The sequence below is a fragment of the Pedobacter sp. R-06 genome, assembly GCF_049913135.1.
In the GTDB taxonomy this organism is placed as follows: Bacteria; Bacteroidota; Bacteroidia; order Sphingobacteriales; family Sphingobacteriaceae; genus Pedobacter.
In genome coordinates, this window is the sequence record NZ_CP183977.1 from 2139601 (window position 1) to 2156507 (window position 16907).

The 16907-nt window shown below is 36.6% G+C and carries 19 protein-coding genes; 10 read left to right on the forward strand and 9 right to left on the reverse strand.

The features are described 5' to 3' along the window. Positions 1–9 precede the first annotated feature (9 nt). The 4 genes from ACN9MR_RS08745 to ACN9MR_RS08760 form a co-directional block, all read right to left on the reverse strand. Positions 10–363 carry a response regulator gene (locus ACN9MR_RS08745; RefSeq protein WP_426330220.1) on the reverse strand — a complete coding sequence of 118 codons (354 nt, stop codon included), beginning with the start codon at positions 361–363 and terminating at the stop codon, positions 10–12. A 125-nt stretch (positions 364–488) separates the two neighbouring features. Next, the gene (locus tag ACN9MR_RS08750) at positions 489–1247 is read right to left on the reverse strand and encodes a LytR/AlgR family response regulator transcription factor (RefSeq protein WP_426329223.1); all 759 of its coding nucleotides are present in this window, start codon (positions 1245–1247) and stop codon (positions 489–491) included. A gap of 165 nt (positions 1248–1412) precedes the next feature. Beyond that, complete coding sequence (locus ACN9MR_RS08755; protein WP_426329224.1) at positions 1413–2495, reverse strand: sensor histidine kinase; 1083 nt, start codon at positions 2493–2495, stop codon at positions 1413–1415. Between the two features lie 92 nt (positions 2496–2587). Further along, positions 2588–3328 (reverse strand): LytR/AlgR family response regulator transcription factor, encoded by a 741-nt coding sequence (locus tag ACN9MR_RS08760; RefSeq protein WP_426329225.1) that lies wholly within the window; start codon positions 3326–3328, stop codon positions 2588–2590. 287 nt (positions 3329–3615) lie between these two features. On the opposite strand from ACN9MR_RS08760, the gene ACN9MR_RS08765 reads away from it, so the two are divergent. The 4 genes from ACN9MR_RS08765 (at position 3616) to idi (ending at position 6357) form a co-directional block, all read left to right on the forward strand. Further along, a complete protein-coding gene (locus tag ACN9MR_RS08765; RefSeq protein ID WP_426329226.1) occupies positions 3616–3891 on the forward strand; it encodes a hypothetical protein in 276 nt (91 codons plus the stop codon). Positions 3892–4091: 200 nt separating this feature from the next. Beyond that, positions 4092–4994 carry a MerR family transcriptional regulator gene (locus tag ACN9MR_RS08770; protein WP_426329227.1) on the forward strand — a complete coding sequence of 301 codons (903 nt, stop codon included), beginning with the start codon at positions 4092–4094 and terminating at the stop codon, positions 4992–4994. Further along, positions 4978–5814 (forward strand): phytoene/squalene synthase family protein, encoded by an 837-nt coding sequence (locus tag ACN9MR_RS08775; RefSeq protein WP_426329228.1) that lies wholly within the window; start codon positions 4978–4980, stop codon positions 5812–5814. The genes ACN9MR_RS08770 and ACN9MR_RS08775 overlap by 17 nt, the downstream gene beginning before the upstream one ends. Beyond that, positions 5815–6357 (forward strand): isopentenyl-diphosphate Delta-isomerase, encoded by a 543-nt coding sequence (gene idi, locus ACN9MR_RS08780; RefSeq protein ID WP_426329230.1) that lies wholly within the window; start codon positions 5815–5817, stop codon positions 6355–6357. A gap of 200 nt (positions 6358–6557) precedes the next feature. On the opposite strand, the gene ACN9MR_RS08785 is transcribed toward idi, so the two are convergent. From ACN9MR_RS08785 to ACN9MR_RS08795, 3 genes are read right to left on the reverse strand one after another with little or no spacing between them, the layout of a single operon-like run. Beyond that, the gene (locus ACN9MR_RS08785; protein WP_426329232.1) at positions 6558–7295 is read right to left on the reverse strand and encodes a DNA-formamidopyrimidine glycosylase family protein; all 738 of its coding nucleotides are present in this window, start codon (positions 7293–7295) and stop codon (positions 6558–6560) included. 1 nt (position 7296) lies between these two features. Then, the gene (locus tag ACN9MR_RS08790) at positions 7297–7500 is read right to left on the reverse strand and encodes a KTSC domain-containing protein (RefSeq protein WP_426329234.1); all 204 of its coding nucleotides are present in this window, start codon (positions 7498–7500) and stop codon (positions 7297–7299) included. A 47-nt stretch (positions 7501–7547) separates the two neighbouring features. Beyond that, positions 7548–7928 (reverse strand): hypothetical protein, encoded by a 381-nt coding sequence (locus ACN9MR_RS08795; RefSeq protein ID WP_426329236.1) that lies wholly within the window; start codon positions 7926–7928, stop codon positions 7548–7550. A 112-nt stretch (positions 7929–8040) separates the two neighbouring features. On the opposite strand from ACN9MR_RS08795, the gene ACN9MR_RS08800 reads away from it, so the two are divergent. From ACN9MR_RS08800 to ACN9MR_RS08815, 4 genes are all read left to right on the forward strand, one after another. After that, the gene (locus tag ACN9MR_RS08800) at positions 8041–8229 is read left to right on the forward strand and encodes a hypothetical protein (RefSeq protein WP_057934571.1); all 189 of its coding nucleotides are present in this window, start codon (positions 8041–8043) and stop codon (positions 8227–8229) included. A 493-nt stretch (positions 8230–8722) separates the two neighbouring features. Next, entirely contained in the window at positions 8723–9535 is an 813-nt protein-coding gene (locus ACN9MR_RS08805) for a HipA family kinase (protein WP_426329238.1), read from the forward strand. Beyond that, positions 9513–9896, forward strand: a complete 384-nt coding sequence (locus ACN9MR_RS08810; RefSeq protein ID WP_426329239.1) for a DUF3037 domain-containing protein — start codon at positions 9513–9515, stop codon at positions 9894–9896. The genes ACN9MR_RS08805 and ACN9MR_RS08810 overlap by 23 nt, the downstream gene beginning before the upstream one ends. Positions 9897–9979: 83 nt before the next feature. Beyond that, positions 9980–11893 (forward strand): AAA domain-containing protein, encoded by a 1914-nt coding sequence (locus tag ACN9MR_RS08815; protein ID WP_426329241.1) that lies wholly within the window; start codon positions 9980–9982, stop codon positions 11891–11893. Positions 11894–11945: 52 nt separating this feature from the next. On the opposite strand, the gene ACN9MR_RS08820 is transcribed toward ACN9MR_RS08815, so the two are convergent. Next, complete coding sequence (locus ACN9MR_RS08820; RefSeq protein WP_426329243.1) at positions 11946–13799, reverse strand: DNA topoisomerase 3; 1854 nt, start codon at positions 13797–13799, stop codon at positions 11946–11948. Between the two features lie 204 nt (positions 13800–14003). Between ACN9MR_RS08820 and ACN9MR_RS08825 the strand changes: the two genes are divergently transcribed. Next, on the forward strand, positions 14004–14447 hold the full coding sequence (locus ACN9MR_RS08825; protein WP_426329245.1) for a hypothetical protein: 444 nt from the start codon (positions 14004–14006) through the stop codon (positions 14445–14447). Here the strand turns inward: ACN9MR_RS08825 and ACN9MR_RS08830 are convergent. Continuing rightward, a complete protein-coding gene (locus ACN9MR_RS08830) occupies positions 14444–15229 on the reverse strand; it encodes a murein L,D-transpeptidase catalytic domain family protein (RefSeq protein WP_426329247.1) in 786 nt (261 codons plus the stop codon). The genes ACN9MR_RS08825 and ACN9MR_RS08830 overlap by 4 nt on opposite strands. A 213-nt stretch (positions 15230–15442) precedes the next feature. Here ACN9MR_RS08830 and ACN9MR_RS08835 point away from each other — a divergent pair, with 213 nt between their 5' ends. Further along, on the forward strand, positions 15443–16891 hold the full coding sequence (locus ACN9MR_RS08835) for an SDR family oxidoreductase (protein ID WP_426329248.1): 1449 nt from the start codon (positions 15443–15445) through the stop codon (positions 16889–16891). Positions 16892–16907: the final 16 nt, after the last annotated feature.

The window sequence follows — 16907 nt, forward strand, 5'->3', positions numbered from 1 at the left end:
TCTGATTTTTTAATTTTCGGTTAAAGCACTTACTTTTTGGAGCAAATCTGCCATATTAAAGGGTTTTTCTAAATAATCATCGGGATGATATTTTTGCGATGTAATATAATTTTCATCGTACCTGGCCGATGCCATAATAATGGGAATACGCTCTGTTTCAGGATTTAACCTTAACTCTTTAAACACAGCACGCCCATCCATTCCATTCAACATAATGTCTAGAATAATCAGATCGGGACTAAAATCTCTTATTGTTTTAAAAATATACCGTGGCGATAGTAGTGGGTAAACTTTATAATGTTCGGTTTCTAATACATCCTGGAAAACTTCTAATACATCTGGATCATCATCCACAACCAACACTCTTTTCAAAACAGATAAATCAATTAATTAATAATAAAATAGACTATCCTAATACAAAATTTTAGGCGTAATGTTTTGATTATACGTTAAAAATTGATTCGATGTTGATGGTAGACTATTAAAGGCTACATTATGGTGCCGGGACGGGGTTTTTCCTGAAGCAGATTGTTTTTGATAAAATTTGCGAAAAGTTCTATATATGTACCAGAAATGGTAAAGGATGTTTCGCCAGAAAGCAGTATTTTATTGCCGAGTACACTTTTGATGTGCTGTTTTGCAATAACAACAGTAGGGTTAACCTGGATAAATGCCGAATGTTTTTTTAACATTTTCAAAGTCTTGGTAAAATTGGATTTTGAACTTAGAAAAGCATTTTTTGTAGTTTTAAATTGAATATCTTCCCCCATCTCTTCTATTGCAATCAATTCATTCAGATCTATTCTTACCAGATCAGCATTTTCTCCTTGTAAAGGGATGTAAAAGAAATGATCTTCGAAAACGGAAAAAGGATGTTGTGCTTTTTTTCCAGTTGGATAGAGGTTGTTTATTGTTTTAGTAAAATGTAAAATAGAGTAGGGCTTAAGTAAATAAGCATCTGCATCAACTTTAAAAGCATCAATGGCATATCTTGGGTGCGCCGTAGTAAAAACCAGGTGTTTTGTTTTTTGCCTTAATAAGGTTGCTAATTCGATTCCAGAGAGCGAAGGCATTTCGACATCCATAAAAATAATGTCGACAGGATTAGATCCAGATATTTCTGCTAGAGCTTTGAGCGGTTCAGTAAAAGTTTGGATAAGCTTTAAATCAGGCAGCTTCTCCATATATGCTATTAAACTCTCTAGGGAATGAGGGTCATCATCAATAGCGATACAACTTATTGACATTTTTTTATAGGTTTAGTTGATGCAAATTACAATTTCAACCATTAAAATGAAAAAAAAAACACATTCGAAACGGATTTTTATGTATTCGGCAAGGAAAATTAGTTTTTCTTTTGAAATTATTGTGTAATTTGAAATTTTAAACTAAAATTATTAAAACAAATTTTCTTATCTAATTTTAATCACCAGAATTACTTTGAAATACTGGTTAGAATCAGTAAAGTAGCTGAACTCAGCATTTTTGCCATAGGTGTAGGCCAAACGCTTCTTTATATTTTCCATGCCAGAACTTAAACCTGAATTATCTTTAACTGCCTTTATTAAGTTTGAGGTTTCTATAATAAGCTGATCATGTTCAGTTCTCAAACTCACTTCGGCAGGATGTGATTCGGTAAGCAGCTCGCCGTGTTTAAACATGTTCTCTACCAAAGTGGCCAACACTAAAGGAATGATTTTAATGTTGCGTATTTCGTCGTCGTACCAGAAACGGAGCTGTACATGGTGATCTTTACGGAGCTGATGAAGGTTGATGAGGTTTTCTACCTGGTTAATCTCCTCATCAAGCAAAATGAATTCTTTATCCTTATTGCTGTCAACCGAATAACGCATCATCTCTGCCAGAGAATGAATGGCTTCTGCAGCAACTGGAGATGAATCTTTAGCGTTTTGATAAATAAAATCGAGCGTATTAAATAACAGATGAGGTTGTATTTGTGCCTTTAAAAAAGCATTTTCTGATTTAGCTATTTGAATAATGTTATTTAACCGTTGTTTTTCCAGGTCTTCAATCTTCTTGCGCTCTTCTAGAAAATTAAGGAGAAAGTAGTAACTGGTGGCAAAACACATAAAATATATAGCACGATAAATCGGTGCAGCAAAGAAAGCTGCATTAAATACCAGTTTAATGGGGCCATTATAATCGGTATAATTAATTACGATATAATCTAAACAAACCGTTAGTATTAAATAAGCGCTCAGTTCGAGTAAAATAAATAAAGGTAATTTCCACCATCTTTTGTGAAGGTTTTTTAAGGCAAAAAATAAAACAACGTGTGCGTGAAAATAAAACGTGGCTATGTTTAAACTATAAAAAATAACATAAGTGCTCAGCGTAGAGAACCTACCGGCAAAGATGCCGATGATGATGGTCTCATAAAATATAAATATGGTCCAAACTAAAATGTGAAGTCTTTTTTCTGAAAACCAGTTTAAAATTTTGGGTAATTTGTTTTTTTTAGTAGTAAGCGTCATTTGGCTAGTTAATTGGGGAACGGCTATATATGCTAAACAATGAAACCGTAAGCGTTTAATTGTTTAGATAACGAAAATACTAAAAAATTAGTTTAAGAGCGGTTAGTTTTAATCGTTTTCTCTTTTATGTAGTCCTGTATGCTCTCACGGTAACTATTTCCAATATTGATGGTTAAATCATTGATCATTTTTAGGGTATTGCCTTCTACTTTCTCAATGTAGTTTTTAGCAATAATAAATGAGCGGTGTGCCTGGGCAAAATTCTGATAGTCTTTTAAAATGATCTTTATCTCTGATAGTGCAATGTATGATACAATCGTTTCGTTTAGAGTGAAAATCCGTACATAGTTTTGCAGGCTTTCTATCGCAATAATATCAGTATACCTTACTTTAATTAAGTTGTTCTTCTCATTTTTATTCCTTACAAAGAAGTAATCATCCTCTTGTTTAATACTAACATTCGGTAAGCTGGGACTAAGGGGAAATAATCTGTTTATGGTCTCAGCAAAACGGGCAAAGGTATATGGTTTTAATAAATAAGCGCTTGCATTCATTTCAAAAGCTTCATAGGCATATTTAGAATGCGAAGTGGTAAAAATTAATTTGTCTGTTTTATGCCTTATTGCTTTTGATAATTCTAATCCCGAAATCATAGGCATATCAACATCTATAAAAACAATGTCAACCTGATCTCCTGCCGTAATTTCATTTAATGCCTGTAACGGATCTGTATACGAGTTTATTAAATGAATCTTTGTAAGATGATTGATGTATGATTTTATACCGTTGACGGCGTGAATGTCGTCATCAATTACGATACAGGTTAATTTCATTAGGCGTATTTTAAGATTAAACGAAATTATAGGTTGCTTTTTAAATAAAGAAATTATTTTAGGCCTGCAACGATGTTTAGTTGGTTTTTGTAGTAAATATGATACGTATATGTTTTTTATACAGGAAAGATGATCAGCGAAAACCGATGATGAAGGTTTTTACGAAAAGAATAAAACAAATTTATTTAATTACTTGTATAACAATATATTGTATTTTGAATCGTAGTTATTAATAGATATATTTAATAACCAAAATAATCATCCCTAATTACCTAAAACAATATCCCATGAAAAATAGAATCCGCACCGCCAATAGATTAAACGTGTCTATTACTAAAAAGGTTATTGAACTGCAGGAGCAAGGTTACGATTGTGATTTTCTTCTACTGGCTAACGGTAGTTTACATTGCATGCAAACTAATTTAAGCTATCCGCTAAGTACGGTTGCTATTAAACAAAGGGAGCACGGCTACGATTTCTTTAGCCATTCTTATAAAAATGTGCATACCATTGAAACGGGTAACGGTGAAAGAGGTGTATTGCTTACCGAAAGGGTATTTTAATCCATCACTTCATGTTCTTTTAATTTAACCGTAATCTACTGTTAAAATTTGCTGCGTTCTAATAAGGACTATTTAGTGAACATGGCCCTAAATTAAACGATCAACATTGAAGTAGCTGACGATGTAATTGTTGCACGTTGAGTAAAAACTTTTCTTTCATTTTTTTGTTTAGATTTTATTGGATATATTTAAACAAAATAATGACTTACTCTATTTCAGATCTTGAACAGCTTTCGGGCATTCATTCTCATACCATCAGGATCTGGGAGCAGCGGTATAATGCCCTGAGTCCGATGCGGTCTCAAGGTAATACACGTTTATATGATGATAGGCAGCTCCGAAGGCTATTAAACATTGTAAGCTTAAATAAAGGCGGTTTAAAAATTTCTAAGATCTGCAACCTTTCTGATGAAGCGATTGATAAACTTCTCGACCAACAGTTCTCATATCCCAAGGATGATGAGCAGGCAGATTATGTTTCGCAACTTATTAGGCATGGTTTGGCTTTTGATGAGCGTTCATTTAATCATTTAATTGATCAAAGCATTGGTCAGTTGGGGCTTTCTGATTGCTACCGGAAAATAATGTATCCATTATTGGTCCGTTTGGGATTAATGTGGCGAAAAGATGATATTTGCCCTGCACATGAGCATTTTCTATCAAATATTATCCGTCAAAAAATATTTACACATATCAATAACCTTCCTTTGACAAGTCATACTGGTGAAAGCTGGCTTCTTTTTTTACCGGAAGACGAGGATCATGATATTGGGCTGCTTTTTGCCAGTTATATGCTGAGAATGCATCATCATCAAGTTATTTTCTTAGGAAGCAAAGTTCCGTTGGATTCAATTAAGCGAATATTTTCCACATTAAATGTAGGCCATGTTTTGCTTTTTATGATAAAATCCAGATTGGAACCTGCAGCACAAAAATACATAAATCAATTGTCTGAAATATGCTCATCCGCTAAAATCCATCTTGCGGGAAATAGTGAGGTTATCGGTAAACTAAACAATATCAATCACTTCAACTGGTTTAAAACGCTCGATGAATTTGAAAAAACAATACAATACCCTGTTTTACATGAAAGAAATTTTTGATCAACTATCTGCCAATTGTAGCCGGCTTACCACTAAGTTGTATAGTACCAGCTTTTCTTATGGTATTTATTTTCTTGGTAAAGAACTGCGCCAACCCATACATTCCATTTATGGCTTTGTGCGTTTAGCAGATGAAATTGTAGACAGTTTTCATCACTATGACAAGAATTTTTTATTAGAGAAATTTAAGGAGGATACTTTCGAAGCCATTAAACTGGGGATTAGTTTAAACCCCATTTTAAATTCATTCCAAAGGGTTGTAAATCAATACCAGATAGATCAGGAGCTGATAGTTCTTTTCCTGAGGAGTATGGAGATGGATCTTTCTATGCAAGAATATACACCAGAACTTTACAACGAATATATTTTAGGCTCTGCAGAGGTGGTAGGTTTGATGTGTTTAAAGGTTTTTACCAATGGCAATGTCGCAGATTACGAACAATTGAAGCCCTACGCCATGAAATTGGGCTCTGCATTTCAGAAGGTTAATTTTTTGAGGGATGTGAAGGCTGATCATCAAACACTTAGTCGAAATTATTTTCCTAACGTTAATTTAGCCCTATTCTGCGATCATCAAAAAAAAGAAATCGAAAAAGAAATCGAAGCAGAATTTGCACTCGCATTAACTGGTATTAAGCTACTGCCCACAGCATCCAGAAATGGCGTATATTTGTCCTATATCTATTATAAAAAATTATTCGCTAGGATAAAGCGTTTAAGTGCCGAAAAAATTATGACTGAAAGGATAAGAATTTCGAACACGCGTAAAGTTGGTTTGATGTTTGGTTCTATTATTCGTAACAAGTTAAATGTAATTTAAATGGAAGAACAAGTTATTCTGGTTGATGAGGAGGATGTGCCGAAAGGGCAGATGGATAAAATGGAAGCACACGAAAAAGGTGTATTGCACCGTGCCTTTTCTGTTTTTATTTTTAATTCTAAACGAGAACTATTATTGCAGCAGAGAGCAATGAGCAAATATCATTCTGCAGGTTTGTGGACAAATACCTGCTGTAGTCATCCACGGATTGGAGAAAGTAATATCCACGCAGCAAAAAGGAGGTTGATGGAAGAAATGGGGATGGACTGTGAATTGAACTATCTGTTTAAATTCACCTACAAGGCAATATTTGAAGATGGGTTAACGGAACATGAGGTTGATCATGTTTTTTTTGGTATGAGTGATGAATTACCAGTTATAAACCATGATGAAGTAGAAGCCTTTAAGTATATGGATTTGGAGGCCTTAGCGCAAGATATCGCGGTTAATCCGACTACCTATACCCCATGGTTGAGAATCTGCCTGGATAAAGTTGTAACGTATGCATCAACGGCTAAAACAAAAAACGGGCATACAGCCTAAGCCATATACCCGTATCTAAATTAACGCTCTCGAGGACAAATATAGGAACAGTTTGTAAAATTCCTAAAAGTTTAACATATCTTTTACTTTAAGATTATAGTCCGTTGTTCTGAAGAAAGTTGTACTATAATTTAAATGCTTAACATTTAGTGGTTTATATTTATAAGTGGAAGATTTTAAGCCAAAAAATATTTTTTTAGCTAGACATATAGTTTTTGGCATTTTTTACAGAAATAAGTTTGCCGATGTGTTTTGCCGAGTTCTTCTTTCTCTATCTGATGTTTAAGCGGACACTCTTTCTGACTGTATACCTCCCAATGCTTACTTAATTTATATTCCTTTTTCCATTTTAAAAAATCAAAACTATAATTTCTGGCTTCCTTAACCATTGCCTTTAATTTCGCGGGGGGTAAGTTTTCAATTTTAGTTAAAGGATGTATGCGGGTACGGTACAAAACCTCGTTTTTAATAATATTACCCACTCCACTAAAAATTTGCTGATCCAGTAATACGTCGCAAACCAGCACCTGGGGTTTTTCTTTTAACTTTTTAATGGCTGCACTGCTGTCCCACTCATCTGCCATTACATCGTTTTCCCAGTTGTAATGATTTTTAACATTTCCTTCCAGAAGGTCGACTTTGCAGGTATAAAAGTTTAACTCATCTTTTTTAAAGACAAGCCCCAATTTTAATGGTGCTTTTTTGCGCTCATTAATTAAATAACTGCCAAATAGCATAAAATGAATACGGACTGTGAAATCGTTAAAACAGATCAAGAAATGTTTACCCCAGCTCTTAAAATCCTGTATCTTTTCATGGAGCAATCTATCTTTGTCGAAATTTTTTGCATTGCCTGTTACTTCCAGTACTTCCGGTTTACCCAAATGGAGCGCTTTGATTAAATCTTTTAATATTACTATTGATGGACCTTCAGGCATATTATTCTTCCTCTAGTTTCTGGAATTTAAATTTATCCTTAATGTTGCTGTTAAAGTACCTTCCTTTTGATCCAGAAGCTTTTAACATTTTATAAACCCGCTCCGGAACATTTTTGTAGAAGTATACCATATCTGTTACGAATATGATTTTGAGTATTTTAGCAGCTGCATCATAACTAAAATATTTGATCACTGATGATGGCATAACTTTAGGTTTACACCTTAAAAAAACAGCTGTTTTTAAAAATGGTTTTAATCGTTTTTTAGCTCCGATTCTTCTTTAGCTGCTTTAATCTTTTCCTTTTTCAGATCGATACGAATAATGTTATACAAACTCATGTAAACGTTGGCAATCCATACAATAGCGAAAAAAGAAATAACATAGCCACGCCAATCGGGATAAATTAACTTGAATTTGGTTATGAAAAGCAAGATTGCTGTTACATAATGACTGAAACAATATTCGCAGGTAAAAACATAAAAAAACTTTCTTTTAATCAATTTATTGCAATTCTTCGAACGGTCTACACAAAATTCACGCGCTTCTTTGAAAATTTCTTCTTTGGTAACTGTCCATGCGATGCAAGCTACGGGCAAGGCCATAATAAAGAGATAATAGCTGTGTGCTTCCATGGTGATCAATTCAGGTATAAGTACAACCTTAAAGCCTTGAAAATGTTTAGTTAAGCGATAAACATTTTGAGTATATTTATGTTAATTAAGATATATCTAATTACTTATTGTTATGGAAAGATCAGAAATCATATCTCTACTTGAGGTAATCAATCAACAGGTTAGTTCTTCGGTTTTAGGTGGGATGGAAGAAGAATATGAAGAATTAGAAAGCATGGGCCTGATTAAAATTAACCGCGAATCGGTACAATGGTCGTCTGCTATGACGCCTGCGGGAAATGCTTATTTAGGGCATGACTAGTTGTGCTAACGAATGCGTAGTAAATAGCTAATTATAATCATCACTTCTCATGACTTGGAAATCAGTTGGAGTGGTTCTTCGCTTAATGTAGTCCCGCCCCGTTTCTGGCAAATGAAGAACCGGGGCGTTTCACTATGGGCTGGCTTAGGTTAATCGGTCTTTTGCTATGATGTCAGTTTCCTTGCAATAGCCAATCTACTCTTGATAATTGACTTAAGACTGCCGACTTTAGGCTTCTTACTAAAATACTATTCTAAAGCTAAATAGCCCTGATGGAAATGGACCCCGATTTTCTTCGGGTGGAATGGACAGCAGGACTGAACCCTTCCTAATGGTTACAAGTATTGCGATTCAAAAAAAAGACTATTACGACTTAATTTTAACGATTGCTTAGTAGACGTCGTCAGGATCTTTAAGACTAAACTTTGACCGATTTATTATTGGAATTCTGCTAAATTTGCAGCAAGTTTAGAATTGTGCCTAAATAAAATAAATGGCCATTTTATCTGCAGATATGAACGATTTACAACTTAGAACAGTAAATGTAACCAGATACGTTACGCCTTTGCGCGAGGGTGGCTCTATGCCTGCCATTGCGGAAGCTGATGATAACTTTTTATATGTACTGAAATTTAGAGGAGCAGGGCAGGGGCCCCGGGCTTTAATTGCCGAACTAATTGGCGGCGAAATAGCCCGTTATTTAGGTTTGCGTGTACCTGAATTGGTTTTTGCCAATTTAGATGAAGCTTTTGGGAGAACAGAACCCGACGAAGAAATCCAGGATCTGCTAAAAGCCAGCGTGGGCTTAAATTTGGCATTACACTATTTATCTGGCGCAATAACATTCGACCCGACTGTAACTACCGTTGATGCTAAACTTGCTTCGCAGATTGTATGGCTAGATTGTTTTTTAACCAATATGGACCGCACCTGCAGAAATACCAATATGTTGCTGTGGCATAAAGAGCTTTGGTTAATCGACCATGGTGCAGCATTATATTTTCATCATTCTTGGCAGAACTGGGAAGAACAGGCTATTAAACCTTTCTTTTTGGTAAAAGACCATGTATTGTTACCATGGGCCACAGAACTGGAAAGCGTAAATGAGGAATTTAGTAAACTTCTTAGCCCTGAGAAGATCGAAGCGGTGATTAATTTAATTCCTGATGACTGGTTAGAAGGCGAAACGAACTTTGAAAGTAAAGCGGAGCATCGCAATGCTTATACACATTTTCTTACTACCAGATTAACTCATTCAACTATATTTTTAAAAGAAGCACAGCATGCAAGGGAAATTCTTATTTGAGTACGCTGTGATTCGCGTAATGCCAAGGGTAGAACGTGAAGAGTTTATTAATGTAGGCATTATTTTGTTTTGTGCTAAGCAAAAGTTTTTGAAAAGTGTTTTTGCGCTAGATGAGAAAAGAGTAAAGGCCTTTTCTGCTGAACTAGATTTAGAAGAGCTAAAAGATAACTTATGCGCTTTTGAAAGAATAAGTACGGGTGCAAAAGGATCAGGTCCCATTGGTCAATACGACCAGGCTTCTCGTTTTAGGTGGCTCACGGCAACCAGAAGTACCGTAGTGCAGTGCTCAAAAGTGCATCCTGGCTTTTGCGATGATGCAGAAGAGACTCTGTTAAGGCTGCATAATGAGCTTGTTTTATAGTAATCAGTTTTAAGTTAACAATTCTCAGTTTGCATTAGTCAACTAACCAGTTAAACAATTTATACAGTTAACCAATCTTTCCGTTGTCAAAAGAATATTTTAAAAAACTTCAGGATTTGCTCGATACGGAGCGTGAAGTAGATTTACAATCGTACTTAAAACTTACTGAAAATACTTCGGCCGCAGATAGGAGAGCCCTGGGTTTAACCTGGTACCCTATTGCAATCAGGAATACCGAAATAGGCCGTGGCGATTATTTAACTGTAGAGTTGGAAAGGACTACCCATCAAGATTTTTCTCATCAGTTCCGTTTTGGTTCTGCCGTGGTATTATTTTCTAATCATGATGCCAAAGAAGATCGGATAGAGGGGATTATAAATCACCAAAGTGGTAGCAGGATGAAAATCAGCTTCCGTGTGGATGAACTACCAGACTGGACCAGAGATGGCAAACTCGGTGTAGACTTACTTTTTGATAATAACAGTTACGACGAAATGCAGAGTGCTCTTAAACAGGCTACGCACTTAGCAGAAAACGAATCAGAAAATAAACTGATCCGTATTTTAACGAAAGGAGAAAAACCTTCATTTCAAGGCGAAGAGAAATTTATCATTCCAAATGCGCTAAATGACTCGCAGCAATTAGCGGTGAATAAAATTATTGAAGCTGATCATCTGGCAGTGGTTCATGGTCCGCCAGGTACCGGAAAAACAACAACACTTGTACATGCTATAAAATCGTTGGTTAAACACAGCGATCAAAAAATCCTGGTGGTAGCACCAAGTAATACCGCTGTTGATTTACTTACTGAGAAGTTAGCGGCCGAAGGACTAAAAGTAATCCGTGTGGGTAATCCGGCGAGGGTTTCAGAAAGATTGCTTGCGGCTACTCTTGATCATCAAATGGCCGATCATCCGGAGATGAAAACAATTAAGGCTTTAAAAAAACAAGCCAGCGAGTATAAAAACATGGCCCACAAATACAAGCGGAGTTTTGGCAAAGCAGAACGGGAGCAACGTAAGGCCTTGTTTGATGAAGCGCATAAAATTGGAAAGGAAGTAGAAAAAACGGAGCAGTACATTATGGATAATCTGTTTACTAAAGCACAGATTATTACTGCCACCCTGGTGGGAGCCAACCACTATACCGTCAGGAATTTAAAGTATAATACTATTGTAATTGATGAGGCTGGTCAGGCTTTGGAGCCTGCTTGTTGGATACCGATTTTAAAAGCTCAGAAAGTAATATTAGCCGGCGATCATTTTCAGCTTTCTCCAACTATAAAATCAAATGAGGCAGCCAGAAATGGTTTAAGTAATACTTTGCTCGAAAAAGCCGTAAGCCTTCATCCAGAGTCGGTTGTGTTGTTAAAAGAGCAATACAGAATGAACAAAGATATTATGGGTTATTCATCTCAGGTATTTTATAGAAACGAGTTAATAGCGCATCACGCTGTTGCCGATCATGTATTGTTTACTGGCGATCAGCCGATTCAATTTATTGATACAGCAGGTTGTAGTTTCGACGAAAAATTAGATGGAACAAGCACGACCAATCCTGATGAAGCTGCATTTTTGGTCAAACATTTAACGCATTTAGTAAATAATTTGAGAGATCAGTCTTTAACTGACAATTTTCCTTCTATTGCTATTGTTTCCCCTTATAAACAGCAGGTTCAGATTTTAAATGCATTGGTTCAGGAAAATGAAATTTTAAATCCATATCGGAATAAAATTGCAGTAAATACCATTGATAGCTTTCAGGGGCAGGAACGTGATGTGGTTTATATTAGCCTCACGAGGAGTAATGGCGATGGAAGTATAGGTTTTTTATCAGATACGAGGAGAATGAATGTTGCCATGACGAGGGCAAGGAAAAAGCTGGTTGTTATTGGCGATAGCGCTACATTATCGAAATCTAGTTTTTATGCTGAATTTATCCAGTATGCTGAACAACTGAACGCATACCACAGCGCCTGGGAATTTATGGAGTTGTAGCCATAAATTGTTACTTTTATATCTGCTTCACATTATATGACGCAAGTTGATGCTAAACCTTTTCCAGTTTCTTTTCTTCTTCCAGTTTCCCCGATATGCTTGCTCCGGCAATCAGCAGTTCGTTTGTGATCATTTTTGTATATTCAGTGATTTCTGATTTAAAATCTTTTACGGATGAGCCTGAACGTATTTCTTCTAATCTTTTTTCCCATTGTCCGGTAAGCTCAGCCTGCGCGATCTGTTTATCCTTCACAACTTCGTAAACAGCCAAACCTTTATTGGTAGGTACAAGATTTCGCTTTTCCCTTGTAATATACTCTCTGGTGATTAAGGTTTCGATAATGGACGCACGAGTCGCCGGAGTACCTAAACCACTATCTTTCATGGCATAACGCAGTTCTTCATCTTCAATCTCTTTACCACAGGTTTCGAGCGCTTTTAATAATGAAGCTTCGTTGTACATTGGCTTTGGTTTAGTCTGCTTTTCTAAAAGAGATTTTTCCGTTATAGGTAATTGTTCTCCAACGGCAACCTTTGGTAAGGCGGCGTTGTCTTCATCCTTTTTATCGTCTTCAGGGTCGTTAAAAACAGCCCGCCAGCCCGCAGAACGGATTACTGTTCCATTGGCCACAAAAGTGACTCCCGATTGAATGGTTATTTTAGTTAACTCCTTAATACATTCCTGGTGAAAAGCTTCAATCATGCGCCCAACAACCATATCGTATACTGCTTGTTTATCTGGACTTAGCCCATAAGCCTGTTCGCCCGTTGGTAAAACAGCATGGTGATCGGTTACTTTTTTAGCGTTAACACTTCGCTTATTTAAAGTAATGGTTTGTAAAAACTGCGCTTGCTTTCCAAAATCAGCATGATCGGTGAATTTTGCGATCAAATCTGGAACGCCGGCGAAAACATCATCACCAATATATCGAGATCCGGTACGGGGATAAGAAACCAATTTGCTCTCATACAGGTTTTGTAAGATATTAAGTGTTTGATCGGCAGTATATCCTTTTTTCTTATTGGCTTCTTGCTGTAAACTGCTTAAGTCGTGTAATAACGGAGGTGGCTCTTTTCTTGGTTTAGCTTCTACAGCCGTAATATTTCCGCCCGTTGGAAAACCAGAAGCCACATCCTCTACAAGCGCAAATAACTTTTCTACTTCTTCCTTTTCTTTATAATTCGAGGTTGATATAGCCTTAAAAACCTGTTCATCTTTAGAAAGTAAAATGCTGATTTGATAATAAGTTTGAGGAACGAAATTTTTAATCTCCAAAAAACGGGCGCAGATCATGGCCAGGGTAGGCGTTTGTACCCGCCCTAACGAAAGAACTGTTCTGTTACCTGCCGAAATACTTAGTGCCTGAGTGGCGTTCATTCCCACCAGCCAATCCGATTCTGAACGGCAATGAGCCGAATTAAACAAGGTATCGTAATCGGTTCCAGGTTTTAAGTTTCTGAATCCATCTTTTATGGCTTCATCTGTTTGCGAAGAGATCCAAAGGCGTTTGAAAGGTTTTTTGCATTTCAGGTAATAATAAATATACCTGAAAATTAATTCGCCCTCACGCCCCGCATCCGTTGCCACAATAATTTCGCTCGCCTCATCAAAAAGTTTTTTTATGGTATCTAATTGTTTCCGCACTGCGGGATCTTCTACAAAGCCATCTTTTGTTTTAATCTTTCTAACGGCAAGTTTAAACTTTTGCGGAAGCATGGGTAAATGTTGCTTCCTCCAGCCAATAAAGCCATAATCTTGAGGGGGAGCCAATTGCAATAAATGCCCGAATGCCCAGGTAAAAGAATATCCTTTACCTTCAATGTATCCATCTTTTCTGGTGGTTGCTCCGAAAACTTTAGCAAGCTCACGACCAACAGAGGGTTTTTCTGCAATTACAATCTTCATGAATGGGCTTATCTTTTCAACCCCAAAGATGATTAAAATATTGGCAACCGATCAAAAAAATTACTCACAATGCTACTTAACATTCGTTTTGGCAAACAATTATCAGATAACTTTGTCCCATTATTTGTGTCGGGAATTTTTATATCGGATTGATTAACAATTCGGTAATATCTCTATCTAACAGCTGCAATTGATTTTTAATGAATGGATAAAATTTATGAACTGGCAGGCAATAAAATTAAAGTAGGGCTCGAACCGCAGTTAATCCGCGTATATAGTAATGCTCAACTCTGGGCTTATCTTGATGGAAAAGCAGAGCCAAGGTTTGAGCTTTTGATAAATACAATTAAAGCCGATTATGAACAGCATTTCGGTAAAATACTGGCTATTTCTAATGCCTCGCTTATTGTAGAAATCCTGGTACATGTGTATTGCGATTACCTGGGACTATCTTTCAATCGCGTGGTGCGAATAAAATGGATTCAGGCTTTAGTTAAAAAACTGCTCAAACGTGCAGAAGTTGTAGACTGCGGCGAAAAGGGGGTAGATAGTAACCGTTGGGTTTGGGATTTACTGGCCAGCAGCAAATCGATCTTTATCTGGATTTTACCTAAAAGCCTGAACGCCAAAAATATTAAACAATACTAATCCACTTGCGCTGCTAAAATCTGTTCCTGATTTAATACAACACTTGCTGCCAGTGTTTCATTTAAAAATGATGAATTGTATTGTTGTTCTGAATTATTGATAAACAGTACCGTTCGGTCAGAAATGGTATTGATCACCTGATCGGCCAGTTTAGCCGGAACAGCAGGACAACCTTGGCTTCTACCCAATCTACCTAATTGATCTATGCTTTTTTGACTTACATAGCTGGCGCCATGGACCACAATAGACCTTTCTCTTGCATTGCTGTTAAAACCTTGGTCCATGCCATCTAATTTAAGCGAACGGCCATGTTTTCCGTAATAGATTTCTCCTGTTAAATAAAAACCTAAACTGCTCTGATTCGAGTTGATATTGTTGGAAAAGTAAGTTGGCTTATCGCCACCACTGTTTTGCCCATGGGCTACCCAAGTATTTAATACGAGCTTTTTGCTGGCAAGATCGATAATATATAAGCGTTTTTTAGAACTTTCCTGATCAAAATCTGCAATGGTCAAAATAGATTTGGCATGTAACAGACCAGAATATTTTAAGTTGTAAAAACCAGTCAGGGCTTTTTCAAAAACCTGTTCACTTAATCCGGCAGAATCTAAATGGACCTGATGGTAAATATTAGAGATATATTGGTTGTATAGGCTATCTGAAGCAATATGCTTAACTACTTCTTGTTGTGTACGTGGAAGCTCCACCGCTTTCCAACTTGTTCCGACAATGCTCATACCCATCAAAAAAATCGTAGCAATGTCCAGGATGTATTTCTTCATTCAGTATGGTTTAGTTTGATATTGAGCTATTTATACGGTTGTTGTGTCTAAATGTTGCCCAAAACAATTTTGTAGTGTTCTAAATACAATTGGTTTTACATTGTTGTGACTTAAAGTCTGGTTATATAGCTTTTGGGAATGTGGATTTAAATTTCTGAAAACTAATAATGCCAACAATCTTTTTTATTTGGTGTTATGTATTAAACTGTACAAATGAAGATTTTATTAACGGGAGCAAACGGTTACATAGGCACCAGGCTACTCCCGCTGTTGTTAGAAGAAAAGCACGAAATCATTTGTATGGTAAGGGATAAGCGTAGGTTTATTTCAGCGTCTGATTTAAGTGATCTGGTTAAGGTTATTACGGGCGATTTATTAGATGCAGAAAGCTTAAAAGAAATTCCAACGGATATTGATGCCGCATACTACCTGGTTCATTCCATGTCTTCGAGCCAAACCGGTTTTTCTGATATGGAGAAAGTTTCGTCTGAAAATTTCTCAACAGCCATACGAAATACCAATTGTAAACAGATTATTTATTTAACTGGGATTGCAAATGATGAACACCTCTCAGAACATCTGGGATCGAGATTAGCTGTGGAAGCAGAACTTAAATCATCAGGAAAAGCCTGTACCATTTTAAGAGCGGCTATTATCATTGGCTCGGGTAGTGCTTCATTTGAAATTATTAGAGATTTAACTGAAAAAATTCCTTTCATGATTACGCCCAAATGGGTAGAAACCCGTTGCCAGCCAATTGGGATACGTGACGTTTTGGCTTACCTGATTGGTGTTCTACGCAATGATAAGGCTTATAATAACACTTTTGATATCGGCGGACCAGATATTCTAACTTATCGGGAAATGCTTTTGGGCTATGCTAAAGAACGTGGATTAAAACGCTGGATCATCACCGTTCCTGTTTTAACACCAAGATTATCTTCTTTGTGGCTAAATATGATTACTTCAGTACCTTATGCATTAGCCCGTAGTTTGGTAGATAGTATGAAGAATGAGGTAATATGTAAAGATAACCGTATCCAAGAAGTTGTACCACTAAAATGTTTAAGCTATGCCGAAGCTTTACACTTAGCGTTTGAAAAAATCGATCAGAATTCTATTGTTTCGAGCTGGAAGGATGCCCTGAATCGTGGCTATTTAAATTCTAATTTTATGGATCAGATTAAGGTACCACAAAATGGAACCTTAGAATATAAAGTGAAAATGCCATTCGAACGTAAAGCCGAAGAAGTTTTTGAAAACATTTGGAGCATTGGCGGCAATAGAGGCTGGTATTTTATGGATTGGCTTTGGCATTTACGTGGCTTTTTGGATAAAATGTTTGGTGGGGTAGGTACCAGAAGAGGAAGAACCAGTAATACCGATTTACAGGCAGGAGATGTACTCGATTTCTGGCGTGTTTTACTGGCTGATAAAAACAGTAAGCGATTATTGCTTTATGCTGAAATGAAAGTACCTGGTGAGGCATGGCTCGAACTAAAACTTGTAGAATTTCATGGAAAAGCATTTTTATCGCAAATAGCTACCTTTAGACCTAAAGGTTTGTGGGGCAGGGTATATTGGTATGCCATGTGGCCCTTTCATATTATACTCTTTAAGGGGATGGCCAAAGAGATTACGACTTACAAGCCTGATAATTAAATCTATTTGCCTATTT